Below are 25,234 nucleotides of genomic sequence, written 5' to 3'. Positions count from 1 at the left end.
GCAGTCCCTGAACGTGGCGGCGGGTCCCGTCGCCACGTCACAGGACGAGCTGGAGCTGCCGCTGGGTCTTCCATTCGACGAGCAGCACGGTGGCGTCGTCCTGGAGCCGGTCCTGCTGGTGCTCCAGCAGCGTCTGGATGAGGCGGCGCATCGTCTCGGGAGGCGGCACGTTGTCGGCCTCCCGGCGGATCACGAAGTCGGCGAACCGTTCGAGCCCGAACTCCTCGCCACTGGGGCTCCTCGCCTCGATCACGCCGTCGGTGTAGAAGAGCAGCCGGTCGCCGGGTTCGAGCTGGTAGTGGGCCGGGGGGTGGAGCGCCTCCATCCCGAAGCCCATCGGCGGGTCGGGCTCGGTCTCCAGAGTGGCGACCAGGCGGCCGTGTCGCAGCACCAGCGGCGGGGGATGGCCGCGGTTGACCCAGCTCAGCCGGCCGGTCGTGACGTCGAGCTCGGCCAGCACGCCGGTCGCGAACTGGGTGCCGCCGAACTGCTCGCCGATGGCGGCGTCGATGGCCTCGCCGGTCGCGCGCAGGCCGGCGTTCTCGCGACGGCTGTTGCGGCAGGCGCCCATGGCGATCGTGGCGGTCAGTCCTGCGGCCGTGTCGTGCCCCATCGCGTCGAAGATCGCCAGGTGCAGGGTGTCGCCGGTCTTGGCGTAGTCGAAGGCGTCGCCGCCGACGAGGTAGGCCGGTTCGAGCGCGGCGCTGACGACGACCCGTCCGGTGGCGAACGTGCGGATGGGCAGCAACGTCCACAGCACCTCGGCCGAAAGCTGCATGGGCCGGGAGCGCACCAGCCGGGCGTAGGTGTCGCTGGTGAAGCGCTTGTTGGCCAGGATCAGCGCGAGCAGGCCGGCGAGCTGGGCGGCGTTCCAGCGGACGGTCCCGTCGTTGGAGGGCAGGGTGAGGGCCAGCACGCCGAGGCGTTCGGTGCCGTCGAGCAGCGGCAGGTACACGCGCCGCGGGCCGACATCCTCCGGCGGCTGGGCGGACTCGTCGCCCGGGAGGCCCTCGGCGTGCCGGGTCTGCACCATGTCGAGGGTGCGGAAGGCGCGCCCGGCCACGGTCCCGTCGATGCGCAGCCGCTCCGGCGGCGCGCCGTCCGGCTGCCGCTGTCCCGGCAGGGGCACGAGGAAGGTCTCCTGCAGGTCGGCCACGTAGAGGACGGGGTGCGTGAACCCGGCCTGCCGTGCCTGCTCGGCGACCAGGGCGGGCAGTTCCTCGATCGTGGCGAGATGGTGGGCCGCGATCAAGCCGCCCAGCATGCGCTCACCGTTGTCGTGCACCGGTCGCCCCCTTGTGGTCCTTTTTCTTTCTACCTGGACGAGGGGGGTTCGACACAGCAGGGGGCCCTCCGTGTCCCGCCCGGGCATCCCGCGGACGTCTCGGGTCGCCTCCAGGCGACGCCCGCTCCAGGCTCCGCGAGCTCGCGCAGCCCGGCCGCCCGTGCCGCGGCGCCCGGCTACTACCGTGAACCGGGAGAAGGTCATCGCACTGTGGAAGATGGAGTGCTACATGTCGGATCTGGTAGGACGGCTGGGCGGGATCGGCAGCCGCGTCGCGGAACGGCGGGAGAAGCTGGGGCTGACCCGTGGGCAACTGGCCGAGCGCGCCGGCGTCGAGGAGGCGTACGTCGGCTACCTGGAGGAACAGTCCGAGACCTCGGTGCGCGAGGCCGCCGCCAAGCTCGCGCCCGTGCTCGACACGACGGCGGCGCAGCTGCTCGGCGAGGCGCCCCCGGGCGAGGGCGGCGCGGCGGCCGGCGCGCACCTGGGCGAGCTGGACGAGAGCGAGTGCCTTCGCCTGATCTCACCCGGAGGGGTGGGCCGCATCGCCTACAACGGCCGCTACGGCCCGACCGTGCTGCCCGTCAACTACCGCATGGCCCGTGGCGCCATCGTCTTCCGCACCACGGCGGGCGGCTCGATGGAGGCCGACCTGCGCACCGGGCTGGAAGGCGTCGAGTATCTGGTCGCCTTCCAGGTGGACCGGATCGAGGAGGCCACCCGGACGGGCTGGAGCGTGCTCGTGCAGGGCTCGCTGCACCATGTCACCGACGAGGAGCTGGCCGAGGCGCAGTCGTCGGGCGTGGACCCGTGGGCGGGCGGCGACCGCCGGCAGTACCTCCGGATCGCCCCGGCGCGGACGACGGGACGGCGCATCAGCGCCGGCTGAGCGGCCGGCGCACCACGGAGCCTTTCGGGCTGTGAGGGGAGGACTAAAGCCCCTTTTGGGGTATGGGGCGATCCAGGAGGCTGGCAGCGCCCAACCAGAATCTCGAGAGGAAGCACCTCGATGGCTCCCATCCCGCCCACCGCGACGTCCACGCGCACGGGCTCCGCGACTGTGGCGCTGGTCCTCGCCACGGTCGCGTTCGCGGTCAACTTCTGGGCCTGGGCGCTCCTGAGTCCCCTCGGGCCCGTCTACCAAGAGCTGCTGGGCCTGAGCTCCTTCGCCGTGTCCCTACTGGTCGCGGTGCCGGTGATCGTCGGTTCGCTGGGCCGCATGGTCCTCGGCGCGCTGACCGACCGGTACGGCGGCCGGCTGGTGTTCGGGGTCACCAGCCTGCTCGGCGCCGTCCCCGTGCTGTTCCTCGCCTTCGTCGAGAGCTACCCCCTGCTGCTGGCCGGCGGGCTGCTGCTGGGCATGACCGGTGCGACGTTCGCCATCGGCGTGCCGTTCGTCAACGCCTGGTTCCCGCCGGAGCGGCGCGGCCTGGCCCTCGGCGTCTTCGGCATGGGCAACATCGGCACCGGTATCTCCGGATTCGCCACGCCGTGGCTGGCCAGGGAGTTCGGCCGGCCCGCGCCCTTCTACGCGGTCGCCGTGGCGCTCGTCGTCGTCGGGCTGGCCTTCCTCGCCATCGGGCAGGACGCGCCCGGCGCCAAGGCCCCCGCGGAGCCGTTCCTCACCCGGTTCGCCGCCGCCGCCCGGCTGCGCGTCACCCGCGAGATGGCCGGCATGTACGCCCTGACGTTCGGCGGGTTCGTCGCGTTCGGCGTCTACCTGCCCCTCTACCTCCGCGCCGTCTACGACCTGACCGTCCCCGACGCGGCGGCCCGCACGGCCGGGTTCGTGGTGCTGGCCACGCTGGCCCGCCCGGTCGGCGGCTGGCTCGCCGACCGGTTCGGCGGCGAGCGCGTGCTGTGCTGGGTGCTGCTCGCGGTGTTCTGCTGCGCGATCGTCGTCTCCTTCGCGCCCGGCATGCCGGTCGCCACGGTCGGCTTCCTGGCCATGGCCGCCGCGCTCGGCCTGGGCAACGGCGCGGTCTTCGCGATCCTCGGCCGGGGCGTGCCCGGCCCCATGGTGGGCAGCGCCACCGGCGTGGTGGGCGCCGCGGGCGGCCTGGGCGGGTTCCTGCCGCCCATCGTGATGGGCCTGATCTTCCAGGGCACCGGCTCGTACGCCATCGGCCTGATGCTGCTCGCGGCCGTGGCCCTCGGCGCGTTCGTCTACTGCTGGTTCGTCCTGCGCCCCGCCGCAAGCGCCCAGAGCTGACGGAACCCATACCTGACAGAAAGAGGCACCATCCATGGCGAGCACCGACGGGCCGTTCAGCGACGCGCTGCTGCAGTTCGGGCGCTACCTGCGCCCCGGCAAAGTCTCTCCCGACCTCAGGACGTTGCACCAGATCGGCGGCCGGCAGGGCGACGTCTTCTACCGCGACCGGTGGAGCCACGACAAGGTCGTGCGCTCCACCCACGGCGTCAACTGCACCGGCTCGTGCTCCTGGAAGGTGTACGTCAAGGACGGAGTGATCACCTGGGAGGCGCAGCAGACCGACTACCCGAGCGTGGGCGGCGACCGGCCCGAGTACGAGCCGCGCGGCTGCCCCCGTGGCGCCGCCTTCTCCTGGTACACCTACTCGCCCACCCGCGTCCGCTTCCCGTACGCCAGGGGCGTCCTCGTGGAGATGTACCGCGAGGCCAGGGCCAGGCTGGGCGACCCGGTCGCCGCCTGGGCGGAGATCACCACGGACCCGGACAAGCGCCGCCGCTATCAGTCGGCCCGCGGCAAGGGCGGGCTGGTGCGCGTCTCCTGGGACGAGGCCACCGAGATCATCGCCGCGGCGCACGTGCACACCATCAAGGTCCACGGCCCGGACCGGGTGGCGGGCTTCTCGCCGATCCCGGCCATGTCGATGACCTCGCACGCCGTGGGCGCCCGCTTCGTCTCGCTTATCGGCGGGTCGATGCTGTCGTTCTACGACTGGTACGCCGACCTGCCGGTGGCCTCGCCGCAGGTGTTCGGTGACCAGACGGACGTGCCGGAGTCGGCCGACTGGTGGGACGCCGCCTACCTGATGCTGTGGGGCTCGAACGTCCCGGTCACCCGCACGCCCGACGCCCACTACATGGCCGAGGCGCGCTACCGGGGCCAGAAGGTCGTGGTGCTCGCGCCCGACTACAACGACGCCGCCAAGTTCGCCGACGAGTGGCTGGCGCCGCACCCGGGCACGGACGGCGCGCTGGCCATGGCCATGGGGCACGTGATCCTGAAGGAGTTCTTCGTCGAGCGGTCCACGCCGGCCTTCCTCGACTACGTCAAGCGCTTCACCGACCTGCCGTTCCTGGTCCGGCTGCGCGAGCGGGACGGCGGGTTCGTGCCCGACAAGTTCCTCACCGCGGCCGACCTGGGGCAGGAGGGGAAGGAGGCGGCGTTCGCCACGGTGCTGCTGGACGCGGCGACCGGCGAGCCGGTCGTGCCGAACGGCTCGCTCGGCTTCCGCTTCTCCGAGCAGGGCCAGGGCCGCTGGAACCTCGACCTCGGCGACGTGGACCCGCTGCTGTCCGCCCTGGGGGAGGAGGCCGTCGCGGTGTCGCTGCCGCGCTTCGACGGGCACGGCGACGGCGTGCTGGAGCGCGGCGTCCCGGTGCGCCGGGTCGGCGGCCACCTGGTCACCACCGTGTACGACCTGATGCTGGCCCAGTACGGCGTGGCCCGCGACGGCCTGCCGGGCCGCTGGCCGGCCGGCTACGACGACGCGGCCGAGCCGTACACGCCGGCCTGGCAGGAGCCGCTCACCTCGGTCCCGGCCGCGGCGGCGGCGCGCATCGCCCGGGAGTTCGCCCGCAACGCCGAGGAGTCCGGCGGCCGGTCCATGATCATCATGGGGGCGGGGACGAACCACTGGTTCCACTCCGACACGATCTACCGCTCGTTCCTGGCGCTGACCACGCTGACCGGCTGCCAGGGCGTCAACGGCGGCGGCTGGGCCCACTACGTCGGCCAGGAGAAGTGCCGGCCGGTCACCGGGTGGGCGCAGCTCGCCTTCGGCCTGGACTGGGCGCGCCCGCCCCGGCAGATGATCGGCACCGCCTTCTGGTACCTGCACACCGACCAGTGGCGCTACGACACCTACTCGGCCGACGTGGTCTCCTCGCCGCTCGCGGACGGCACCTTCGCCGGGAAGGCCACCGCCGACCTGCTGTCGCAGTCGGCGCGGCTCGGCTGGATGCCGTCCTACCCGACGTTCGACCGCAACCCGCTCGACCTGGCCGACGAGGTGGCCGCCGCGGGGGCCGAACCCGGGCCGTACGTGGCCGAGCAGGTCGCGCGGGGGCAGCTCGGGTTCGCCTGCGAGGATCCCGACGCGCCGGAGAACTGGCCGAGGGTGCTGACCGTCTGGCGGGCCAACCTGCTCGGCTCCTCGGCCAAGGGCAACGAGTACTTCCTGCGCCACCTGCTGGGCACCGACTCCTCCGTGCGCGCCGAGGAGGCCGCGCCGGACCAGCGGCCGGGCAGCCTGGCCTGGCCGGAGGAAGCGCCCCGGGGCAAGCTCGACCTGCTGCTGTCGCTGGACTTCCGGATGACGTCCACCACGCTGTTCTCCGACATCGTGCTGCCCGCCGCCACCTGGTACGAGAAGCACGACCTGTCGTCCACCGACATGCACCCGTTCGTGCACGCCTTCACCCCGGCGATCGACCCGCCCTGGCAGACCCGCACCGACTTCGCCGCCTTCCACGCCATCGCCCGCGCCTTCAGCGACCTGGCCAGGACCCACCTGGGCACCCGCAAGGACGTGGTGGCCGTGCCGCTGCTGCACGACACGCCCGACGAGCTGGCCACCCCGCACGGCACCGTGCGCGACTGGCGGGAGACCGGTGACACCCCGGTGCCCGGCCGCGACTTCCCGAAGATCGTCGTGGTGGAGCGCGACTACGGGGCGGTCGCCGACAAGATGGCCGCGCTCGGCCCGCTGCTGGACCGGCTCGGCGCCACCACCAAGGGCCTGACGTACGACGTCTCCGGCGAGATCGGCCGGCTCGGCCGGATCAACGGGGTCACCAAGGACGGCCGGCCCTCGCTGGCCACCGACGTCAACATGTGCGAGGCGATCCTCGCCCTGTCCGGCACCACCAACGGGCACCTGGCGGCCCAGGGCTTCGCCACGCTCGCCCGGCGCACGGGGACGTCGTTCGACGGCCTGGCCGACGAGCACAAGCAGATCACCTTCGCCGACACCCAGAACCGTCCCGTCCCGGTGATCACCTCGCCGGAGTGGTCGGGCAGCGAGAGCGGCGGGCGGCGCTACTCGGCGTTCACCGTCAACGTCGAACACCGCAAACCCTGGCACACCCTCACCGGACGCCAGCACTTCTACCTCGACCACGACTGGATGCACGAGGCGGGTGAGGCGCTGCCGGTCTACCGGCCGCCACTCAACATGACGGCGATGTTCGGCGAACCCGGCATCGGCGACCAGGGAGAGGCCGGCATCACCGTGCGCTACCTCACCCCGCACTCCAAGTGGTCCATCCACTCCGAATACCAGGACAACCTGCTCATGCTGACGCTGTCACGCGGCGGGCCGACCATCTGGATGAGCCCGGCCGACGCCGCCAAGGCGAAGATCGGCGACAACGACTGGGTCGAGGCGGTCAACCGCAACGGCGTCGTCGTGGCCCGCGCGGTCGTCTCGCACCGCATGCCCGAGGGCACCGTGTACATGTACCACGCGCAGGAACGCGTCGTGGACGTGCCCAAGAGCGAGACCTCGGGGCGGCGCGGCGGCATCCACAACTCGCTCACCCGGCTGCTGGTCAAGCCCACCCACCTCATCGGCGGCTACGCCCAGCTCAGCTTCGCCTTCAACTATCTCGGCCCCACAGGCAACCAGCGCGACGAGGTCACCGTGATCCGCCGCCGTTCCCAGGAGGTGGACTACTGATGAGGGTCATGGCACAGCTCGCCATGGTGATGAACCTCGACAAGTGCATCGGCTGCCACACCTGCTCGGTCACCTGCAAGCAGGCGTGGACCAACCGTTCCGGCACCGAGTACGTCTGGTTCAACAACGTCGAGACCCGTCCCGGCCAGGGCTACCCGCGCACCTACCAGGACCAGGACAAGTGGAAGGGCGGGTGGGAGCTGAACAAGCGCGGCCGGCTCCGGCTGAAGGCGGGCGGGCGGCTGCGCAAGCTGTTCACCATCTTCGCCAACCCGCTCATGCCGTCCATCCAGGACTACTACGAGCCGTGGACGTACGACTACGACCGGCTCTTCTCCGCCCCGGCCTCCGAGGACACGCCGGTCGCCCGGCCCAAGTCGCTCATCACCGGCCAGAACACGAAGATCACCTGGAGCGCGAACTGGGACGACAACCTGGCCGGCGGTCCTGAGCTCGCCCCGGCCGACCCGGTGCTGAAGAAGCTGTCGGGCCAGGTGAAGCTGGAGTTCGAGCGGGCGTTCATGTTCTACCTGCCGCGCATCTGCGAGCACTGCCTCAACCCGTCCTGCGTGGCGTCCTGCCCGTCCGGCGCGATGTACAAGCGCTCCGAGGACGGCATCGTGCTGGTGGACCAGGACCGCTGCCGGGGCTGGCGGATGTGCGTGACCGGGTGCCCGTACAAGAAGGTGTACTTCAACCACCGCACCGGCAAGGCGGAGAAGTGCACGTTCTGCTACCCCCGGGTCGAGGTGGGCATCCCGACCGTCTGCTCCGAGACCTGCGTCGGCCGGCTGCGCTACATCGGTTTGCTGCTCTACGACGCCGACCGGGTCGCCGAGGCCGCCTCGGTGCCCGACGAGAAGGACCTGTACGAGGCGCAGAAGAGCGTCCTGCTGGACCCGCACGACCCTGAGGTGATCGCCGCCGCCCGCAGGGAGGGCATTGCCGACGACTGGCTGGAGGCGGCGCGCCGCTCGCCGATCCACAAGCTGATCTTCGAGTACGGCGTGGCGCTGCCGCTGCACCCGGAGTACCGGACGATGCCGATGGTCTGGTACATCCCGCCGCTGTCACCCGTGGTGGACGTGCTGGCCAACACCGGGCACGACGGCGAGGACGCCGGCAACCTGTTCGGTGCCATCGACGCGCTGCGCATCCCGATCGGCTACCTGGCCGAGCTGTTCACCGCCGGAGATCCCGAGCCGGTGCGGGGCGTGCTGCGCCGCCTGGCGGCCATGCGCTCCTACATGCGCCGTCTCAACCTGGGGCAGGCGTCCGACGAGTCGATCGCCGACGCGGTGGGCATGACCGGCGAGCAGGTCGAGGGCATGCACCGGCTGCTCGCCCTGGCGCCCTACGCCGAGCGGTACGTCATCCCCAAGGCCCACGCCGAGCAGGGCAGGGAGCTGGAGGAGCTGGCGACCGGCTGCAGCCTCGACTACGAGGGCGGGCCCGGCATGGGCGGCCCGTTCGGTGAGGCGTCCGGCACGCCCGCCCCGGTCGCCGTGGAGACCTTCCACGCGCTCAAGAACCGGCAGGAGACCGGCGCCCTCGTGGACCCGGCCGACCGGTCGGGCCGCGTCAACCTGCTCAACTGGGACGGCAAGGGGACGCCCGAGGGGCTGTTCCCCAAGCGCAAGGAGGACTCGTGAGCCAGCGTGCCATCCACATGACGGCCTCGGTGCTGCTCGGCTATCCGGACGAGCGGCTGGTCGAGGCGCTGCCGCTGCTCACCAGGACCGTGGCGAGCCTGCCGTCCGGCGAGGCCGCCGCCCGCCTGCGCGCCTTCCTGGCGCACCTGGCCACCACCCCGCTGCCGCGGCTGGCCGAGCACTACGTGGCGACGTTCGACCTCAAACGCCGCTGCTGCCCGTACCTGACCTACTACACCTACGGCGACACGCGCAAGCGGGGCATGGCGCTGCTGCGCTTCAAGCACGCCTTCCGCGCGGCCGGCTTCGAGCCGGTCGACGGCGAGCTGCCCGACCACCTGGCCGTGGTGTGCGAGCTGTCCGCCCGCGGCGGCGTCGAGCAGGCCGTCCGGCTGCTGCGCGAGCACCGCGCGGGCGTCGAGACGCTGCGCAAGGCCCTGGTGGCCGAGAACTCGCCGTACGCCGACGTGGTCGCCGCCGTGCTGGCCACCCTGCCGCCCGCCACCGACCGCGAGCGGGCCGCCGCACTCAAGCTCGCCCAGGAGGGGCCGCCGATGGAGCAGGTCGGCCTGGAGCCCTACACCGCCGGAGGAGCACGGTGAACGCACTGGACCTGCTGCTGTGGGTGATCGCCCCGTACGTGGCGCTCACCGTGTTCGTGCTGGGCCACCTGTGGCGCTACCGCTACGACAAGTTCGGCTGGACCACCCGCTCGTCGCAGATGTACGAGTCGCGGCTGTTGCGCATCGGCAGCCCGCTGTTCCACTTCGGCATCCTGGTCGTGATCCTCGGCCACGTCGGCGGGCTGGTGATCCCCAAGTCGTGGACCGAGGCGGCGGGTGTCAGCGAGGAGGCCTACCACGTGGTGGCCGTCGTGCTCGGCACGATCGCGGGCGTGTGCACGCTCGCCGGCCTGGCGATCCTCATCTACCGCCGCCGCACCGTGGGCCCGGTCTTCACCGCGACCACGCGCAACGACAAGCTGATGTACGCCGTGCTCGCCCTGACCATCGTGCTCGGCCTGGCGGCCACCGTCGTCGCCAACATCGTCGGCGGCGGCTACGACTACCGCACCACCATCTCGCCCTGGTTCCGGTCGATCTTCTACTTCAGCCCCGACCCGGCGCTGATGGCGGGGGCGCCGCTGCTGTTCCAGCTGCACGCGCTGAGCGCCCTGGTGCTGTTCGCCATCTGGCCGTTCACCCGGCTGGTGCACATGCTCACCGCGCCGGTCGGCTACCTGACCCGGCCGTACGTCGTCTACCGCAGCCGCGAGGACGTCGCGGGCTCCCGCCCGGCCCGGCGCGGCTGGGCGGGCTGAGCCGGCCCGGTGCCCGGTCCGGCGCCGCCGGGCCGGGCACCGGGGCGGTGGGGCGTCAGGCCGGTTGCGCGTCGTGGCGCGGCAGGATGCCGGTGTGCTGCAGGTGGGCGCGGGCGTGGCGGATCGCCTCCGGCGTGGTGGCGTGCTCGCCGCCCAGTCCCGCCAGCGCCTCGACCGAGTCGAACACCTGCCGCTGCCCGGGACGGACGCCGGAGGCGAGGACCAGGATGCCGCGCCGGTGCAGCCGGTCGATCGCGTCCTTGAGCACCAGCGCCCCGGTGGCGTCGACCGTCGTCACCCGCGACATGCGCAGGATGACCACGCGCACGTCGGCGACCTCCAGCAGCTCCAGCAGGAAGCGGTGCGCGGCGGCGAAGAACAGCGGCCCGTCGATGCGGTAGGCCACGATGTGCTCGGTGAGCAGTTCGTACTCCTCGTCGCTGTGCTCGCCCGGCAGGTCGGGCTTGAAGTCCACCTGGTCCAGCCGGGCCTGGCGGGCCACCGCGCGCAGGGCCAGCGCGCCCGCGATGACCAGGCCGATGATGACCGCGTAGACCAGGTCGAGCGCCACGGTCGCCACCGCCGTCAGTGCCAGCACCAGGCCGTCGGCGCGGGTGGCGCGGGCGATCGCGCGCAGCGAGCCCACCTCCACCATCCGCACGGCCGTGGCCAGCAGCACCCCCGCCAGCGCGGCCAGCGGAATGCGGGAGACCAGCGGCGCCGCGACGAACACGATGGCGGCCAGCACGGCCGCGTGGGTGAGCGCGGCCAGCCGTGACGCGGCACCGGTGCGCACGTTCACGGCCGTGCGGGCGATCGCCGCCGTCGCGGGCACGCCGCCGAACAGCGGCGCGGCGATGTTGGCCAGGCCCTGGCCGAACAGCTCCCGGTCGGGGTCGTGCCGCTCGCCGACGGTCATGCCGTCGGCCACGGACGCCGACAGCAGCGACTCCAGCGCGGCCAGCGCCGCCACCGCGACGGCCGGGGCCAGCAGCGAGCCGAGCGCGGCCGGGTCGAGGAAGGCGAGGGACGGCGCGGGCAGCCCGGCGGGCAGGGCGCCGATCACGGCCGCGTCGAGAGGAAGCGCCTGCGCCGCCACGGTCGCGGCCACCACGGCGATGATCGAGAACGGCACGCCCGGCCGCCACCGGGCGCCCGCCAGCATCACGGCGGCGACGGCCACCGCCAGCGCCACCTCGGCCCAGCGCGGCTCGCGGGCGAAGTCGAGCACGGCCTGCCAGGCGACGGCGAGGGCCTTGTCGCCCTCCGGCTTCGGCACGCCGAGCGCCGACGGAACCTGCTGCAGGGCGATGACGCAGGCGATGCCGAGCGTGAACCCCTCCACGACCGGGGCGGGCACGTAGCGCATGTACCGCCCGACCCTGGCCAGGGCCAGCGCGATCAGGATGACCCCGGCCATCAGCCCCACCGTCAGCACGCCCCCCGGGCCGTACTGGGCGACGATCGGCACCAGCACGACCGTCATCGCGCCCGTCGGGCCCGACACCTGCAGGTTGGACCCGCCGAACAGCGCCGCGACGGCCCCCGCCACGACCGCCGTGGCCAGCCCGGCCGCGGCGCCCATTCCGGAGGAGACGCCGAAGCCCAGCGCCAGGGGCAGCGCGACGATCGCGACCGTCACGCCCGCCAGCAGGTCACGGCGGGGGTGGCGGCGCATTGCCGTCAGGTCGGCCCGCCCGGGCAGCAGGGAGACCACCGAGGACCACGCCCGGCCCGTCCGCCCGCTCATGCGGATCCGCTCTCGGAGGCCCGCAGCTCCGCCAGCAGGCCGCTCTGGTCGTCGAGCATCGCCGTCAGGATCCGCCGGGCGGCCCGCATCAGGTCGGCCACGTCGCCGCCCGCGAGCTGGTAGATCACGTTGGACCCCTCGCGGGTGGACAGCACGATCCCCGAGCGGCGCAGCACCGCCAGGTGCTGCGACAGGTTGGGCGGCTCGACGTCGAGCGCGGCCAGCAGGTCACGCACCGGCACCGGGCCGTCCTGGAGCAGCTCCAGGACCCGGATGCGGACGGGGTGCCCGAGCATCCGGAAGAACTCGGCCTTGGCCTGGTAGAGGGGGACCGGCACGACGTGCCTCCGTTTCGTTCGCTTGCCGCCTACCACTATCTGGGCAATTGCGAATTTTCGCAAATCGATGACCTGTGTATGGGTATGCGGGTCGGGACCAACGGCCCACGCACTGGGGACTTCCTGCACCGGCGCGCGGGCCGCGCGCCCGGCACGCTGGGAGACGAGAGCGGCGCAGTCCGGAGCCGCGAGCGCGGAGGCGATGAGCGATGAGCGGACGGATCGTGGTCGGCGTGGACGGGTCGCACGCGGCGACCGCCGCCGTGGAGTGGGCCGCGGCCGACGCGCGGCGCCGCGGGCTGGGCCTGCGGATCGTGCACGTGTGCGAGCAGTGGCCCCCCACCGACGCCGCCTCCGGGACGGCCTCCGAGGCCGCCATCAGGGCCGCCGATGTGGGCGGGACGGAGTTCTGCGCCGGGGCCCTGGAGACGGCGGCGGAGCATGCCCGAGACCTCGCGCCCGACGTCGAGGTGACCACCGCGATGCTGTCCGGCGGCGTCATCGACGCGCTGGTCCGCGAATCGGCGACCGCCGACGGCGTCGTGGTGGGCAGCAGAGGGCTGGGCGGGTTCGCCGGGATGCTGCTCGGGTCCGTGGGGCTCAACCTGGCCGGGCACGCCGCCGGGCCGGTCGTGGTCGTGCGCGGGCCCTCGGTCGTGCAGCACGGCCAGGTCGTCGTCGGCTACGACGGGTCCGAGCACTCCACGGCCGCCATGGAGTACGCCATCGAGCAGGCCCGGTCCCGTGACGCGCAACTGTACGTGGTGACCGCCTGGCAGATGCCGGTGTTCTCGCCGTACGCGGCGGCCTACAGCGACCTGCTGCAGGAGGCGTACGAGGAGGAGGTCCGCATGGCGCGTGCCTGGGTCGTGCCGTGGCGGGAACGCCACCCCGACGTGCGGATCATCGACGAGCAGGTGTCCGAGCACCCGGTGTCGGCGCTGGTCAAGGCGTCGGCGTCGGCGGACCTGGTGGTGGTCGGCTCGCGTGGGCGGGGCGGGTTCGCCGCGGCCATGCTGGGGTCGGTCGGCCACGGGGTGCTGCACCACGTGACCTGCCCGGTCGCGGTGGTGCGCCCCCGCGGCGACCGGCGGCAGGGGCCACCCGCAGGCGGCGAGAGGGCGCCGGGCGGGAGCGGTCCGGACAGGCCGCCCGCCGGCGGCGACGAGGAGACGGGGGGACGGCCATGAGCGTCGAGTCGACGGGCGTCGGAGCGCTGACCGCCCAGCAGGTGATGAGCAGGATCGTCGTCGCGGTCCGGCCGGAGGAGTCACCGCTGATGGCCTGGGAGCTGATGCGCCGAGCGGGGGTGCACCACCTGCCGATCGTGGACGGCGAGCACGTGCTGGGCGTCCTGTCCCGCGAGGACCTGGCCGCGTCCTGGTCCGGCGGCCCGCAACAGCAGGCGTCCCGCCAGGTCCGCTCGATGCTCGGCTGCGAGCCCCGGCCCCGGGTGGGTCCCGGCGACCCGCTGGTCCGCGTCGCGGCCGTCATGGTCGACGCCGGATGTGACGCGGTCCCCGTGGTGTCCGGAGAGGGCCTGGTCGGGCTCATCACCGCCCACGACGTGCTCGCCGCCGTCGCCGGCCGCGTGCGGCCCGACGATCGGCCGGGCGAGGTGGTCACGGGCATGTTCCGCCTGGAGCCTGTCCTGCCCACGCAGAACTGAAGCGCCCAGAGCTGGAAGGAGGCGTGCGATGTACGCATTAGTCGTGTACGAGTCCATGTTCGGTAACACGCGGCAGATCGCCGAGGCCGTGGCGGAAGGCCTCGGCTCGGCCATGGAGGTCAGGGTGGTCGAGGTCGGCGCGGCGCCACCGGTGGTGGGCGAGGACGTCGCGCTGCTCGTCGTGGGCGGGCCGACGCACGCGTTCGGCATGAGCCGGGTCTCGACGCGGCAGTCCGCCGCCAGGCAGGCGGACGGGCCCTTGGTCTCACAGGGACGCGGCCTGCGCGAGTGGCTGGCCGACCTGCGGACCTCCTCGCCGCTGCTCGGCTCGGCGGCGTTCGACACGCGGGTGTACAAGCCGCGGCTGCCCGGCTCGGCGGCCCGCGCGGTCGCCCGCCGGCTGCGCGCGGCCGGCGTCCGGATGGTCGTGCCCGCACAGAGCTTCTACGTCACCGGCACGCCGGGACCGCTCGTGGGCGGGGAGGCGGACCGGGCCAGGCGTTGGGGTGAGGGGCTCGCCGCGTCGTACGCCACCTCCTCGGCGGCCTGACCGGCGACGGAAGCGGGGCGGCACCTCAGGGTGCCGCCCCGCTTCCGTCGTTCTCGCCCGTTCCACCGCCGGGGGACGGCATGGAGGGGCCCTCCACGATCTCGGGGAGAGGTCGGCGGCGGTGGGGGTGCGCACCCGCTCCTCCACATCGTTCACCTGTCGGCGCCCGTGACTCGGGGCGTACGTCGCCTGCGACAGTTGGCAGAAAACTTTCGCTCCAATCTTGCAAGTGACCGAAACAGGGCTGTAACGTCTGGCTGCACCAGGCCAACCTCTGTGCCCCCAGGAGCTGATCATGGCCAACCTCCCCCGCCGCCGCTTCCTCCAACTCAGCGCCCTGGCCGCCGGTGGCGCCGCGCTGTCCGCCTGTGGAGGAGAGGGCCCCGCCGCCACGCCCGCCGCCGTCGGTCCCACGGGCGCGGCGGCGAAGGGCGACATCACCGTCTGGAGCTGGCAGGGGCCCGCCGCGATGATGAAGGCGCTCGTCCCCGACTTCCACAAGGCGTTCCCCGGCATCAGGGTCGACGTCCAGGACATCGGCAACCCCGCCATCTGGGACAAGATCACCGCAGGCATGGCGGCCGGAGGCCAGGGGCTCGGCGACGTGCTGCACATCGGCGTCGACTACCTGCCCGCCTACATCGAGAAGTTCCCCGGCGGCCTGGCCGACCTGCGGCCGTTCGGCGCCGACCGGCACCGGGACTCGTTCGCCCCGGGCATGTGGGAGACCGTGAGCCGCGAGGGCAAGGTCTACGCCCTGCCCTGGGAGGCCAATTCGGCCGGCTTCTACTACCGGGCCGACCTGTTCGAGAAGGCGGGCGTGGACGTGGAGGCGCTGCGCACCTGGGACGAGGTCATCGAGGCGGGGATCAAGCTCAAGGAGAAGACCGGCGTCCAGCTCCTCGGCATCGACAAGCCGGCCTCCCAGGCCGACTCCGCCAACCTCTTCCAGATGCTGCTCCAGCTTCAGGACAGCTTCTACTTCGACATGCAGGGCAACATCACGCTGGACACCCCGCAGGCCGTCACCGCACTGACGATCATCAAGCGGCTCAACGACGCCGGACTGGTGGCCGACATGGCCGGCGGCTGGAACACGATGATCACCTCCATCAAGAGCGGGTCGGTCGCGGTGCAGTCCATGCCCACCTGGTTCGGCGGCATCATCGAGGAGTCCGCGCCCGACCAGAAGGGCAAGTGGAAGGTCCGGCTGCCGCCCGCCGTCACCGAGGGCGGCAAGGTCGCCGCCACCGTCAACTCCACGCACCTGGCCGTGGCGGGCACCAGCAAGGTCAGGGAGGCCGCCTTCGCCTTCGCCGAGTTCGTGCTGACCCGGCCGGAGAGCCAGGTCGCCATCTACAAGGGCAAGGGCATCGCCCCCGCCCTGATGTCGGCCTACGACGACCCGGCCTTCCACGAGCCGTCCGCTTTCTTCGGCGGCCAGAAGAAGGGCGAGGTCTTCCTCGAGGCCCTCAAGCAGCCGTCGTACGTGACCAACTACTCCGCCGACTACCCCCGGGCACTCAAGATCGTCACGGACGCCCAGAGCAGGGTGCTGCTCAAGGGCGCCGACCCGGCCACCGTGCTCAAGGAGGCGGCCGACCTGATCGCCCAGCAGACGGGCCGGAAGGTGCTGCGATGACCGTGCTCACGCAACGGGCCGGCGCCCCGCCGGCCAAGCGTGCCCTCACCCGCCGCGGACGGCCGGCCGGGACGATCGCGCCGTACCTGTTCGTGGCGCCGGCGCTGCTGCTGTTCGCGGCCTTCAAGCTGTACCCGATCGCCTGGTCGTTCTGGCTCAGCCTGTTCAGGACCGATGGCGCGTTGCAGACCTTCGCCGGGGCTGCGAACTACCGGCGCCTGGTCGCCGACCCGCTGTTCTGGACGGCCCTCGGCAACACCGGGATCATCCTGCTGGTCCAGGTGCCGCTCATGCTCGCGCTCGCGATGGGCCTGGCGGTGGCGCTCAATTCCCCGCTGCTGCGGTTCAAGGGCTTCATCCGGCTCGGGTTCTTCATGCCCATGGTCACCGGCCTGGTGGCCTACGGACTGCTCTTCGCGATCCTCCTCAACCCCCAGTCCGGTCTGGTCAACTGGGCGCTCGGCCTGGCCGGCGTCGACCCGGTCCCGTGGCTGACCGACGGCCTGTGGGCCAAGATCGCCGTCGGGCTCGCCCTGACCTGGCACTACACGGGCTACAACGCGGTGATCTACCTGGCCAGGCTGCAGGCGCTGCCCAAGGACCACTACGACGCCGCCGCGGTGGACGGGGCCGGGGCCTGGCACCGCTTCCGGCACGTCACGCTGCCCGGGCTGCGTCCCGTCATGCTGCTCACGCTGGTCATGTCCACGATCGGCACGCTCCAGCTCTTCGACGAGCCCTACGTCATGACCGGCGGCGGTCCGGACAACAACACGATGACGCTCGGGCTCTACCTGTACGCCAACGGCTTCAGGTACTTCGACTTCGGCTACGCCTCGGCCATCGCCTACGCGCTCGCCGTCATCATCGGGATCCTCGGCGTCGTCCAGTTCAAGTTCCTGGGAGACAAGCCATGACGCGCCGCGTGATGCTGACCTCGTCACTGCTGGTCACGGTCACCGTGGTGCTGGTGCCGTTCTACTGGCTCATCGTCGCGAGCACGCACCGCACGGCCGAGGTGTTCGCCGACCCGCCGCCGCTGCTGCCCGGCGGGCACCTGTTGGACAACCTCGCCAGCCTGGAGTCCACCGTCGGCTTCAGCAGGGTCGTGCTCAACTCCACCCTGATCGCCGTGATCTACACCCTGCTCGCCGGGCTGGTGTGCACCATGGCCGGTTACGGCTTCGCGAAGTTCACCTTCCGCGGCAGGGAGCCGCTGTTCGGGCTGCTGATGCTCGGCCTGGTCATCCCCAGCCAGGTGACGCTGGTGCCGCTGTTCAAGATGATGCTGGCGCTCGACTGGCTCAACACCTATCAGGCGATCGTGCTGCCGAACCTGGCGCTGCCGTTCGGGATCTTCCTGATGCGGCAGTCCATCTCCGCCCTCCCCGACGAGCTGCTGTCGGCCGGGCGCGTGGACGGCTGCGGCGAGCTGCGGCTGTTCTGGCGCGTGGTGCTGCCGCCGATGCGGCCGGCCCTCGCCGCGCTCGGCATCTATCTCTTCCTCTACCAGTGGAACGACTTCGTCTGGCCGCTCATCGCGCTGCGCACGCGCGACGCCTACACGATCCCGCTGGCCATCGCCTCCCTCCAGGGCTCGAACGACACCGACTACGGCGCGATCCTGGCCGGCACCGCCGTCGCCGCGATCCCGATGGCGATCCTGTTCCTCCTTCTGCAACGACACTTCGTCTCCGGACTTCTCGCGGGAGCTGTGAAAGAGTGAGCGTGACCACCGCCGGGCTCGTGCCCGCGCCCACCGAGCCGTTGCTCGACGACGTGCGGCTGGCAGTCCTGACCGGCACCCCGGGGGTGAGCGCCCGCTGGGAGCGGTCCACCCAGCCCGACGGCACCGAGCTGGTGGAGATCCACTCCGGGGGGGAGCTGGAGATCCGCCTTTCGGTCCCGCTCGGCGACGCGGTCGGCTTCTGGCACCCCGACGCCGGATGGACGCGCACCGTCGTCGCCGACTGGGCGGGCCTCGCGCACGTGTCGCTGGTGAGCGGTGCGGTGGCCGCCTGCCTGTACGACAGCAGCGGTGCTTCCATGCTGGCCTTCGCCGCGCTGGACCCGGTGCCCGAGACCACGATGCGCTACGGCGTCTCCGAGGAGAACAAGACCTTCGTGGTGCACCTGCGTGTCACCGCGGCGCGCTCGCCGTATCGCCTGGTCTTCGCTCCCGCCTCGTCCAGCGTCGCCACGGCGATGCGGACGCTGCGCGGCGCGCTCGGGCGGATGCCGGCCGGCGTGCCGGAGGGGGCACGCGTGCCGGTCTACTCGACCTGGTACGGCTTCAGCCAGGCGGTCGAGGCGAGCGCCGTGGAGGCCGAGGCGGGGCTCGCGGCGGAGCTCGGGTGCGGGGCGATCATCCTGGACGACGGCTGGCAGGAGCTGGGCACGGGGCGCGGCTACCACGGTGTCGGCGACTGGCGGCCCGACCCCGCCAAGTTCCCCGACTTCGCGGCCCACGTCGCCCGGGTGCGGCGGACGGGGCTGGCGTACCTCGTGTGGGTCGCCCCGCTCCTGCTCGGACCGGAGGCGGACTGCTTCGCGGAGTTGTCGGTCCACGCCCCGGTGGCGGGCGTCGTACCGGGGGCGCACGCCCTCGACCCCCGGGTGCCCGAGGTGCGCAGGCACGCCGTGGACACCTGCGTCCGGCTCGTCCGCGACTACGGGCTCGACGGACTGAAGATCGACTTCCTGGAGACGGTGATGGCCTACGCGGGCACGCCCTCCCCCGGCGACATCGCCGACGTGGGCACGGCCATGCGGGTGCTGCTGACGGAGCTGGTGATGGCGGTCGAGGCGGTCCGGCCCGGCGCGCTGATCGAGTTCCGCCAGCCGTACGTGGGGCCGGGCATGACGCCTTTCGGCACCATGCTGCGGGCCAACGACTGCCCGGCCGACGCCGTGGCCAACCGGGTGCGGACCATCGACATCGGGCTGCTGGCCGCGGGCGGCGCCGTGCACTCCGACATGCTCATGTGGGACCCGGCGGGCCCCGTGAGCAGCGCGGCCCGGCAGCTCATCGGCGCGCTGCACTCCGTGCCCCAGATCTCCGCGCGGCTGGGCACGCTGTCCGGCGAGCACCGGCGGATGCTGGCGTTCTGGCTGGAGCGGTGGTGCGAGCTGCGGGCCGTGCTGCTGGACGGCGAGGTGGAGCCGGGCCGCCCGGACGAGCTCTACCCCGTCGTGCGCGCCGCGCTCGGGGAGCGGTGCGTGGTCAGCGTGACCGCGGACCGCGTGGTCCCGCTCGACGCCCGGCGGCACGCGAAGGTCACCGTCGTCAACGGCACCGCCTCCGGCAGGCTCGTCCTCGACGTCGACGGGGGGGTGCTCCGCGCCGTGCGGATCTTCGACGCCGGCGGCTCTAGGATCGAGCAGTCCGACCGGCGGCTGGGGCCAGGCCTGTGTGTGCTGGACGTTCCGCCCTCCGGCCTGGCCGATCTGGAGGTAGCACCATGAAGATCGGCATCACCGAGGTGGCGGAGATGGCCGGCGTCAGCGAGGCGACGGTCAGCCGGGTGATCAACCGGCGGGCCGGGGTGTCGGCCAGGACCCGCGAGGCCGTCGAGCGCGCTATGGCCGAGCTGGGCTACGAGCGCTCGACCCGCGGCCAGATCGTCGCGGTGATCACACCATGGCTGTCCAACCCCTTCTTCGCCGAGGTGGCCGAGCTCATCGAGGCTGCGCTCGCCCCCCACGGGCTCAAGGGGGTGGTCTGCCCGGCGCTGCCGGGCGGCATCCAGGAGCGTGAGTTCGTCGGCGCCCTGGCCGAGCACGGGGTGGCCGCGGTGGTGTTCCTGTCGGCCAGCAACACGGTCGACGGGGCCGACCCCGAGACCTACCACGTGCTGGCCGCGCGGCGCATCCCGTTCGTCGGCGTCAACGGCGGGTTCGAGGGGCACGACGCGCCGGTCCTGTCCACCGACGACCACCTCTCGGCGGAGCTGGCCGTCGACCACCTCTGGACGCTCGGACACCGCAGGATCGGCCTGGCGTCGGGGCCGTCGGGCAACCGGCCGGCCGACCGGCGGGTCGAGGGGTTCGCGGCGGCGCTGGCCCGCCGCGGGGTGGCCGATGCCGACGCGCTCGTGGTCAGGCAGCGCTACACCGTCGAGGGCGGCCAGTCGGCCACCTCGGAGCTGCTCAAGCGGGGGGTGACCGCCGTCGTGGCGGCCAGCGACTTCATGGCGCTGGGCGCGTACCGGGCGGTGGCCAGGGAGGGGCTCTCGGTGCCCGGCGACGTCTCGGTCGTGGGGCACGACGGATCGATGATCATGGAGTTCGTCGATCCGCCGTTGACCACCGTGCGCCAGCCGATCGACCGGCTGGCCAAGGAGGTCGCACGCAGCATCGTCGCGCTGGTGAGCAACCGCGACGTGCCACGGGGGGAACTGCTCTTCAGCCCCGAGCTGGTCGTGCGCGGGTCCACCGCGCCGCCGCGCGGGGCCTGATGCCCAACAGGTCATCCGCCTCTCTGGAGTTCCCATGAAGTACAGGTTCTGTTCCGTCCTCATCGGCTCGTCCCTCCTGGCCGCCGCCGCCCTCACGCCCGCGCGGGCCGCGGACGCGGGCCCGCTGATCGTCGCCAACCCCGGCTTCGAGAAGGGCACCGAAGGCTGGACCTTCACGCAGGGCACGGGCGTCGCCACCAACCGGCCCCACGGCGGGGCCAGGCTCGCCTACCTCGACGCGGGCCCGGGGATGAGCGTCAGCCAGGCCGTCACCGTGCCCGCGGCCGGCCACTACTCGATCTCGGCCTGGATCTCCACGGGCGGGCCCGGCGGCACGTTCGCCGTCCGGCGCAACGGCGCCGACGCGGGCACCGTCACGCTGCCCTCCCGCTCCACCTACTCCAGGTACACCGTCTCCGACGTGGAGCTCGCCGCGGGGGACCGCGTGGAGATCGTCTTCGGCTCCGGCTCCGCCTGGGTCAACGCCGACGACGTCATGGTGTCGCCGGGATCCGCCGCCGGCCCGCGCGTCACCTCCTCGAACGCCGAGGTCGTCGAGATGTTCGCGTGGTCCAGGGACAAGGCCCGTAGCTGGGTGCACCAGGCCGGCGTGCCCGGCCCGCTCAACGTGGACGAGCGCAGGCCCGGCGGCACCGGCGAGGGCACCTACACCGCCACCTACTGGGCCGGGTACGCCCACCGCACCGGGTACTACTCGCGCGACTTCGCCCACCAGCTCGCCGGCGCGCACATCCTGGGGCTGCACCGCGAGAACAAGGCGATGCTCCGGTCGTTCGCCGCCTCGGCCACCGCGGAGCACAAGTTCTACCCGGTGTGGGCGCTGAACTTCGACGCCAAGACCTACCTGGACATCGACTACCGGTCCCCGACCAACTTCGTCCGGGAGGTGCCGGCCACGTTCGAGCTGGTGGAGAAGGCCAACCAGGCGTTCAGGTGGACGGGCGACCGGGCCTACCTCGACGAGCCGGCCTTCTGGGACTACTACCGCCACGCCACCGAGGAGTTCGTCGACCTGCACGACAGCCTGCTCCCCAACGGCCCCGTCAAGGTGGCCGAGGGCACGGGCAAGGGCATCTTCGCCGGGTCGGCCAGCTACAACGAGGTCAGCGACGAGCCGCTGGCCGAGGCGGGCGACGCGATCGCCGCCCAGTACCAGGCCTACCGCGCCGTGGCCGAGCTCGCGCGGGACAAGCGCGACCTCCAGACCTCGATGCGGGCGGCCGAGCGGGCCCGCGCGCTGAAGAGCTACTTCAACCGGACCTGGAGCGTGAAGCCCGGATCCGACGACTTCGTCCGCGCCTACACGACCGACGGCACGCCGCTGACCGGCTTCGGCAAGGAGAACAGCTGGTTCATGCCGATGAAGGGCATCATCGACGCGGGGCCGCGCAACGACGCCTACCTCGACTTCATCGACGCCGAGGCCACCGGGGCCGGACGGCCCGCCAACATCGAGGCCATCACCTACCTTCCCGACACGTTCTTCCGGCACAACCGTCCCGAGACCGCCTGGAAGTGGATGCGGCACGTCTACGAGCAGCGCGAGGCCGCTCACATCAGCCGCCGCCAGGGGTTGAACGGCGACTACCCGGAGGTGCCGTTCACCCTGGTCAGCCAGACGGTCGAGGGCCTGATGGGCATCGAGCCCGACGCGCCGCGGCGCACCGTCGCCACCCAGTCGCGGTTGCCCGCCGACATCGGGTGGCTGCAGGTGGCGGATGTGCCCGTGGGCGACGGCACCGTGACGGTGCGGCACGACGGGCTGACGTCCACCACCTTCACCAACGGGTCTGACAAGCCGCGCCTGTGGGAGGCGCGGTTCCTGGGCGAGCACCGGTGGCTCAAGGTCAACGGCCACACCGTGGCGGGTCTGCCCAAGACGATCGACGGCGTCAGGTACACGGTCGCCGTGGTGCCCGTGCCCGGCGGCCGGACCGCCACGGCGAAGGTGGCGGGCTGACCTCGTCGCCGGGGCGCGGGCGGGCTCGCTCCGCCCGCGCCCCGGCAGCCGGGGCAAGCGGCGTGTGACCCGTGGGGGCGAAGGTCCCAGCGCTGCGGGACCTTCGGCTGGGGCGGCTGTGCCGTTCCGGATGATCTGCTGGAGGCATGGACGCCACCACGCATGCCCGGAACGGGCTGAGCGACGACGCCGCCGCCCGCCTGCTCGCCGAGCACGGCCCCAACGCGCTGCCGGAGCCCAAGCCGCCGTCGGTGTTCGTCCGGATCGCGCGCCAGCTCGCCGACCCCCTGTCGATCCTGTTGCTCGGCGCGGGCGCGGTGACGCTGCTGGTGCTGCGGGAGGTGCCCGAGGGCGCCGCCATCGTGGCCATCCTCCTGGTGAACGTGACCATCGGCGTGACCCAGGAGATGAAGGCCGAGCAGGCGGTCCGCGCCCTGCGGACCATGACGGCGCCGATGGCCAAGGTGCGCCGCGACGGTGTCGTCCGGCGCGTCCCGGCCGCCGAGGTCGTCCCCGGCGACGTGGTGGAGGTGGCGGCCGGCGACCGGGTGCCCGCCGACGGCCGGGTGCTGGAGGCGGCCTCGCTGGCGGTGAACGAGTCCATGTTGACCGGCGAGTCCCGCTCGGCGGGCAAGCGGCCGGGCGGCGCGACCGACGGCCCGCTGGGCGACCGCGACGGCGAGCTGTTCTCCGGAAGCATGGTGGTGCGCGGCTCGGGCGTCGCGCTGGTGGAGCGGACCGGCGCCGGCACGCAGATGGGCCGCATCGCCTCCGCGCTGCACGGCCACGTCAAGGGGCCGCTGGAGGTGGAGCTGGCCAAGGTCTCCAAGCGCATCGGCGTGCTCGCCGTCGCGGCCGGCGTGGTCATGGTGGCGCTCGGCCTGGCCAGGGGCGGGATCGCGCCGCTGGATCTGGTGCTGGCCGGGGTGGCGCTGGCCATCGCGGCGGTGCCCGAGAGCATGGCGGCGGCCGTCACCACGGCCCTGGCGCTCGGCTCGCAGCGCATGGCCAGGCTCGGCGTGATCGTCCGTCGGCTGTCGGCCATCCAGGCGCTCGGTGCCACGACCGTGATCGCCACCGACAAGACCGGCACGCTCACCACCGGCCGGCTCGCCGTCACCGACCACGTCGCCGTACCCGGGGCCGACCTGTGGCTGGCCGCCGTGCGCTGCAACGACGCCCGCGACGGGCTGGGCGACGCCGTGGACGTGGCCCTCCTCGACGCCGCCGGTCGCCACGGGGTACGCCGCGCACCCGGCGAGGCGAGGCTGGCCACCAGGCCGTTCGACGCCGACACCCGCTCCATGGCGGTCGTCACCGACGGGCCGGTGCTGACCGTGAAGGGCGCGCCCGAGGTGGTGCTGCCCCGGTGCGCGCCCGGCGAGGCGACCGGCCTGCTGGCCCGCGCCGTTCCGGAGCTGGCGCGCAAGGGGCTGCGGGTGCTGGCGCTCGCCGAACGCGACACCGACGACCTCGACGCCGCCGGCCTGCGCCCCGTCGGGCTGGTCTGTCTCAGCGACGAGATCCGCGCCTCGGCCGCGCAGGCCGTCGCCGACTGCCGCGAAGGCGGCATCCGCGTGGTCATGGTGACCGGCGACCACCCCGACACCGCCCGCGCCGTGGCCGAGGAGGTCGGCATCGAACCCGAGCCCGTCGTCACCGGCGCCGGGCTCGACGGCGGCGACCGCGCCCAGCGGCTGCGAGAGGCGGGGGTGCTGGCCCGCGTCGACCCGGCGACCAAGCTCGACCTGGTCCAGGCGCTGCGCGACAGCGGCGAGGTCGTCGCGATGACCGGTGACGGTGTCAACGACGCGCCCGCCCTGCGCCACGCCGACGTCGGCGTCGCCATGGCCGGCGACGAGGGCACCGACGTCGCCCGCGAGGCTGCCGCCGTGGTCGTCACCAACGGCGAGCTGGGCACCATCGTCACCGGCGTGCGGCAGGGCCGCCGCCTGCACCACAATGTCGGCTCCATGATCGGCTACCTGCTCACCGGGAACCTGGCCGAGATCTTCCTCGTGCTGGTGGGCCTGTTCGCCTGGCCGGACCTGGTCATCCCGCTGCTGCCGGTGCAACTGCTGTGGATCAACCTCGTCCTCGACGGCATCCCCGCCATCGCCCTCGGCCTGGACCGGGCGCCCGGCGACCCGTTGTCCGGCCTTCCCGCCCGCGACGGGCTGCTGTCCGGCCGGGTCCTGGCCCGCATCGCCGTGCGCTCACTGATCGTCGGGCTGCTGGTGTTCGCGGCGGTGGAGGTGGCCAGGCGGCTCGGCTGGAGCGACGAGCAGGTCAGGACCCAGGCCGTGCTCACGCTCGTCTTCGCCCGGTTGACCCTGGCGTACGTGGCCAGGGCACGGCGCTGGACGTTCGAGGCGGGCTGGTTGCGCGGGCGGGCGGTGCTCGCCGCCGTGCTGGGCACCGCCGCCCTGCAGGCCATGGTGACGCTGGTGCCGCCGCTCGGCCTGCTCCTCGCCTTGGCGCCGCTCCCGCCGGTGGGCTGGGCCATGGCGTTCGGGGCGGCCCTGCTCACGCCGTTCCTCTGCGACCTGGCGAGGTGGGCGGGCGGTGCCGCGCGGCGTACGGACGCGCCGGTGTGAGCCGCGGGGTGGTCCCGCGCGGGTGCGGCGGGAAAGGGAACCCGGTTCTCGCGCCATTCTGAGACGTTTTCGTGGGCGAATACCGGGGGTCAAGTCGGCGGATT

19 protein-coding genes are annotated in these 25,234 nt (G+C 72.7%); 16 read left to right on the top strand and 3 right to left on the bottom strand.

The window, feature by feature from the left end:
- Positions 1-37 precede the first annotated feature (37 nt).
- Entirely contained in the window at positions 38-1,285 is a 1,248-nt protein-coding gene (locus FHU36_RS27720) for a PP2C family protein-serine/threonine phosphatase (RefSeq protein ID WP_312891865.1), read from the bottom strand.
- 229 nt (positions 1,286-1,514) lie between these two features.
- Here FHU36_RS27720 and FHU36_RS27715 point away from each other — a divergent pair, with 229 nt between their 5' ends.
- From FHU36_RS27715 to narI, 6 genes are all read left to right on the top strand, one after another.
- Positions 1,515-2,174: a helix-turn-helix domain-containing protein gene (locus FHU36_RS27715; RefSeq protein ID WP_185086727.1), complete on the top strand. Its 660-nt coding sequence runs from the start codon at positions 1,515-1,517 to the stop codon at positions 2,172-2,174.
- 120 nt (positions 2,175-2,294) lie between these two features.
- Entirely contained in the window at positions 2,295-3,497 is a 1,203-nt protein-coding gene (locus FHU36_RS27710) for an MFS transporter (RefSeq protein ID WP_185086726.1), read from the top strand.
- A 34-nt stretch (positions 3,498-3,531) separates the two neighbouring features.
- Positions 3,532-7,173 (top strand): nitrate reductase subunit alpha, encoded by a 3,642-nt coding sequence (locus tag FHU36_RS27705; protein ID WP_185086725.1) that lies wholly within the window; start codon positions 3,532-3,534, stop codon positions 7,171-7,173.
- A complete protein-coding gene (gene narH / locus FHU36_RS27700; protein ID WP_185086724.1) occupies positions 7,173-8,825 on the top strand; it encodes a nitrate reductase subunit beta in 1,653 nt (550 codons plus the stop codon). Before FHU36_RS27705 ends, narH begins: the two co-directional genes overlap by 1 nt.
- Complete coding sequence (gene narJ, locus FHU36_RS27695; protein ID WP_312891864.1) at positions 8,822-9,427, top strand: nitrate reductase molybdenum cofactor assembly chaperone; 606 nt, start codon at positions 8,822-8,824, stop codon at positions 9,425-9,427. The genes narH and narJ overlap by 4 nt, the downstream gene beginning before the upstream one ends.
- Positions 9,424-10,146: a respiratory nitrate reductase subunit gamma gene (gene narI, locus FHU36_RS27690; protein WP_312891863.1), complete on the top strand. Its 723-nt coding sequence runs from the start codon at positions 9,424-9,426 to the stop codon at positions 10,144-10,146. The genes narJ and narI overlap by 4 nt, the downstream gene beginning before the upstream one ends.
- Positions 10,147-10,201: 55 nt before the next feature.
- Here the strand turns inward: narI and FHU36_RS27685 are convergent, their stop codons facing one another.
- Together FHU36_RS27685 and FHU36_RS27680 are read right to left on the bottom strand one after the other, a co-directional pair.
- Positions 10,202-11,896, bottom strand: coding sequence for a SulP family inorganic anion transporter (locus FHU36_RS27685; protein ID WP_185086723.1), 1,695 nt, complete (start codon positions 11,894-11,896; stop codon positions 10,202-10,204).
- On the bottom strand, positions 11,893-12,234 hold the full coding sequence (locus tag FHU36_RS27680; RefSeq protein WP_185086722.1) for an ArsR/SmtB family transcription factor: 342 nt from the start codon (positions 12,232-12,234) through the stop codon (positions 11,893-11,895). Before FHU36_RS27680 ends, FHU36_RS27685 begins: the two co-directional genes overlap by 4 nt.
- 209 nt (positions 12,235-12,443) lie before the next feature.
- Between FHU36_RS27680 and FHU36_RS27675 the strand changes: the two genes are divergently transcribed.
- The 10 genes from FHU36_RS27675 (at position 12,444) to FHU36_RS27630 (ending at position 25,130) form a co-directional block, all read left to right on the top strand.
- Positions 12,444-13,424 carry a universal stress protein gene (locus tag FHU36_RS27675; RefSeq protein ID WP_185086721.1) on the top strand — a complete coding sequence of 327 codons (981 nt, stop codon included), beginning with the start codon at positions 12,444-12,446 and terminating at the stop codon, positions 13,422-13,424.
- Positions 13,421-13,903, top strand: a complete 483-nt coding sequence (locus FHU36_RS27670) for a CBS domain-containing protein (protein ID WP_185086720.1) — start codon at positions 13,421-13,423, stop codon at positions 13,901-13,903. Before FHU36_RS27675 ends, FHU36_RS27670 begins: the two co-directional genes overlap by 4 nt.
- 28 nt (positions 13,904-13,931) lie before the next feature.
- Positions 13,932-14,453: a flavodoxin family protein gene (locus FHU36_RS27665; protein ID WP_185086719.1), complete on the top strand. Its 522-nt coding sequence runs from the start codon at positions 13,932-13,934 to the stop codon at positions 14,451-14,453.
- 295 nt (positions 14,454-14,748) lie between these two features.
- Complete coding sequence (locus FHU36_RS27660) at positions 14,749-16,095, top strand: ABC transporter substrate-binding protein (protein WP_185086718.1); 1,347 nt, start codon at positions 14,749-14,751, stop codon at positions 16,093-16,095.
- Positions 16,092-17,012 carry a carbohydrate ABC transporter permease gene (locus FHU36_RS27655; RefSeq protein WP_185086717.1) on the top strand — a complete coding sequence of 307 codons (921 nt, stop codon included), beginning with the start codon at positions 16,092-16,094 and terminating at the stop codon, positions 17,010-17,012. The genes FHU36_RS27660 and FHU36_RS27655 overlap by 4 nt, the downstream gene beginning before the upstream one ends.
- Positions 17,009-17,821, top strand: coding sequence for a carbohydrate ABC transporter permease (locus FHU36_RS27650; RefSeq protein ID WP_185086716.1), 813 nt, complete (start codon positions 17,009-17,011; stop codon positions 17,819-17,821). Before FHU36_RS27655 ends, FHU36_RS27650 begins: the two co-directional genes overlap by 4 nt.
- A gap of 2 nt (positions 17,822-17,823) precedes the next feature.
- Positions 17,824-19,560: a glycoside hydrolase family 36 protein gene (locus tag FHU36_RS27645; protein ID WP_221496602.1), complete on the top strand. Its 1,737-nt coding sequence runs from the start codon at positions 17,824-17,826 to the stop codon at positions 19,558-19,560.
- Positions 19,557-20,552 (top strand): LacI family DNA-binding transcriptional regulator, encoded by a 996-nt coding sequence (locus FHU36_RS27640; RefSeq protein ID WP_185086714.1) that lies wholly within the window; start codon positions 19,557-19,559, stop codon positions 20,550-20,552. The genes FHU36_RS27645 and FHU36_RS27640 overlap by 4 nt, the downstream gene beginning before the upstream one ends.
- Before the next feature lie 34 nt (positions 20,553-20,586).
- Positions 20,587-22,533, top strand: a complete 1,947-nt coding sequence (locus FHU36_RS27635) for a carbohydrate-binding protein (protein WP_185086713.1) — start codon at positions 20,587-20,589, stop codon at positions 22,531-22,533.
- Between the two features lie 146 nt (positions 22,534-22,679).
- Positions 22,680-25,130 carry a cation-translocating P-type ATPase gene (locus tag FHU36_RS27630; protein WP_185086712.1) on the top strand — a complete coding sequence of 817 codons (2,451 nt, stop codon included), beginning with the start codon at positions 22,680-22,682 and terminating at the stop codon, positions 25,128-25,130.
- Positions 25,131-25,234 lie beyond the last annotated feature (104 nt).

It is taken from the genome of Nonomuraea muscovyensis, from assembly GCF_014207745.1.
Lineage (GTDB): Bacteria > Actinomycetota > Actinomycetes > Streptosporangiales > Streptosporangiaceae > Nonomuraea > Nonomuraea muscovyensis.
The sequence above is the reverse complement of the archived record's forward strand: the minus strand, read 5'-3'. Positions and strand labels throughout refer to the sequence as shown.

What these genes read in the sequence shown, in the direction of transcription:
- FHU36_RS27715 (WP_185086727.1), top strand. Translation starts at nt 1,515, where the DNA reads ATGTCGGATCTGGTAGGACGGCTGGGCGGGATCGGCAGCCGCGTCGCG.
- FHU36_RS27710 (WP_185086726.1), top strand. Translation starts at nt 2,295, where the DNA reads ATGGCTCCCATCCCGCCCACCGCGACGTCCACGCGCACGGGCTCCGCG.
- FHU36_RS27705 (WP_185086725.1), top strand. Translation starts at nt 3,532, where the DNA reads ATGGCGAGCACCGACGGGCCGTTCAGCGACGCGCTGCTGCAGTTCGGG.
- narH (WP_185086724.1), top strand. Translation starts at nt 7,173, where the DNA reads ATGAGGGTCATGGCACAGCTCGCCATGGTGATGAACCTCGACAAGTGC.
- FHU36_RS27685 (WP_185086723.1), bottom strand. Translation starts at nt 11,896, where the DNA reads ATGAGCGGGCGGACGGGCCGGGCGTGGTCCTCGGTGGTCTCCCTGCTG.
- FHU36_RS27675 (WP_185086721.1), top strand. Translation starts at nt 12,444, where the DNA reads ATGAGCGGACGGATCGTGGTCGGCGTGGACGGGTCGCACGCGGCGACC.
- FHU36_RS27670 (WP_185086720.1), top strand. Translation starts at nt 13,421, where the DNA reads ATGAGCGTCGAGTCGACGGGCGTCGGAGCGCTGACCGCCCAGCAGGTG.
- FHU36_RS27665 (WP_185086719.1), top strand. Translation starts at nt 13,932, where the DNA reads ATGTACGCATTAGTCGTGTACGAGTCCATGTTCGGTAACACGCGGCAG.
- FHU36_RS27660 (WP_185086718.1), top strand. Translation starts at nt 14,749, where the DNA reads ATGGCCAACCTCCCCCGCCGCCGCTTCCTCCAACTCAGCGCCCTGGCC.
- FHU36_RS27655 (WP_185086717.1), top strand. Translation starts at nt 16,092, where the DNA reads ATGACCGTGCTCACGCAACGGGCCGGCGCCCCGCCGGCCAAGCGTGCC.
- FHU36_RS27650 (WP_185086716.1), top strand. Translation starts at nt 17,009, where the DNA reads ATGACGCGCCGCGTGATGCTGACCTCGTCACTGCTGGTCACGGTCACC.
- FHU36_RS27640 (WP_185086714.1), top strand. Translation starts at nt 19,557, where the DNA reads ATGAAGATCGGCATCACCGAGGTGGCGGAGATGGCCGGCGTCAGCGAG.
- FHU36_RS27635 (WP_185086713.1), top strand. Translation starts at nt 20,587, where the DNA reads ATGAAGTACAGGTTCTGTTCCGTCCTCATCGGCTCGTCCCTCCTGGCC.
- FHU36_RS27630 (WP_185086712.1), top strand. Translation starts at nt 22,680, where the DNA reads ATGGACGCCACCACGCATGCCCGGAACGGGCTGAGCGACGACGCCGCC.